Source organism: Streptomyces sp. SYSU D01066-1 (assembly GCF_054956795.1).
Window position 1 is genome coordinate 1 of record NZ_JBUDHV010000082.1, and the last position, 1428, is coordinate 1428.

Sequence of the window (1428 nt, forward strand, 5' to 3'; positions counted from 1 at the left end):
TTCTCTATCCGCTCGTGGAGTCGATCGGGTTCGAACGGGGTCCTGGTTCGGGTGAGCTGACCGGTGCAGGCGCATGGAAGAAGGGCCTCTTGGTAGCTCGCGGTTGTCGAGTCCAGCGAGGAGCAAGAGGCCCTGGTGCCGAAGTGTCGCGTGGTCGTGGTTGCCGAGTCCAGCTCGCCCACTCCTGGGTGTGACTGTCTCGCCCATCGGTTCGGAAACGCGGCCGACCGGCCGGAGCGTCGACCCCGGTACGCCTCGGACATGAGTGATGCGGAGTGGGACCTGGTACGGGATCTGCTGCCGGTGCCGGCCTGGATGGCGGGCCGGGGCGGTCGGCCGGAGGGCTACTGCCACCGGCAGATAGTCGATGCGGTGCGCTATGTCGTGGACAACGGCATCAAGTGGCGGGCGATGCCGTGTGACTTCCCGCCCTGGCCGCGGGTGTATGCCTTCTTCGCCCGCTGGCGGGATACGGGGCTGGTGGCCGAGCTGCATGACCGGCCGCGCGGGGCCGTCCGCCGCTCGGAGGGTCGCAAGGAGGAGCCGAGTGCGGGTGTGGTGGACTCGCAGTCGGTGAAGGCGGACGCCACCGTCGCCCACGCCACGCGGGGTTTCGACGCGGGGAAGAAGATCAACGGGCGCAAGCGGCACCTGCTCACCGACACCCTCGGGCTTCTGCTGGCCGTGCTGGTACGCCGGCCTCCACGACCGATCGGGACGCCGCCCGCCTCCTGCTTCCCGCAGCGAAGAACCATTTCCGCCGGCTGGCACGGATCTGGGCCGACGGTGGCTACACCGGCCATCTCACAGACTGGACCGGCCAGCACCTCGGAGTGATCCTGGACATCGTCCGCCGCAGCGACGATGTCCAGGGTTTCCAGGTGCTGCCCCGCCGCTGGGTCGTGGAACGGTCCTTCGCCTGGCTCCTGCGCAGCCGGCGCCTGGTCCGTGACTACGAGCGTCGCCCCGACACCAGCGAGGCCGTCGTCCTGTGGTCGATGACCATGCTCATGAGCCGCCGCCTGGCCGCCCGGCACCAGCAGCCTCTTGCTCCGGCACGGGCAGGATGAACCTGCCCGGTTTCTCCTCCACCAGCCAGCCTCGTTCCACCAGCCGCTTCAGCCGGGCCCTCGCGCCTTCGACGCGGGAGACGGAAGCGCTGTCCCAGCCCAGCACCACTGCCGCCCGCCGGGCACCCAGCCCATCGGCTCCCCCCCTCCAGGGCAGCGGCCATCAACGCCTGGTAGTCCAACGACAGCACCTCGGTGCCGGCCGCGTCATGGCGGTGGGGCACCGCCCGGCGCGGTCCCACCGGCTTTTTCTGTGAGGACCCGTCGGTCACCACGGCGGGCGCGTCCACCTCGGCCAGCGCCTCCAGGTACTGCTCCAGGCCGATCACCCGGCGCCGGAGCACCTCTTCCGCCTCCG

2 pseudogenes are annotated in these 1428 nt (G+C 70.3%); one reads left to right on the top strand and one right to left on the bottom strand.

The annotated features are described in order from the left end of the window. The first annotated feature begins 315 nt into the window (after positions 1–315). A pseudogene (locus tag ACY1JF_RS31870) lies at positions 316–1070 on the top strand (IS5 family transposase). Here ACY1JF_RS31870 and ACY1JF_RS31875 read toward each other — a convergent pair. Then, positions 1009–1428, bottom strand: a pseudogene (locus ACY1JF_RS31875) (hypothetical protein); the annotation flags it as partial. The pseudogenes ACY1JF_RS31870 and ACY1JF_RS31875 overlap by 62 nt on opposite strands.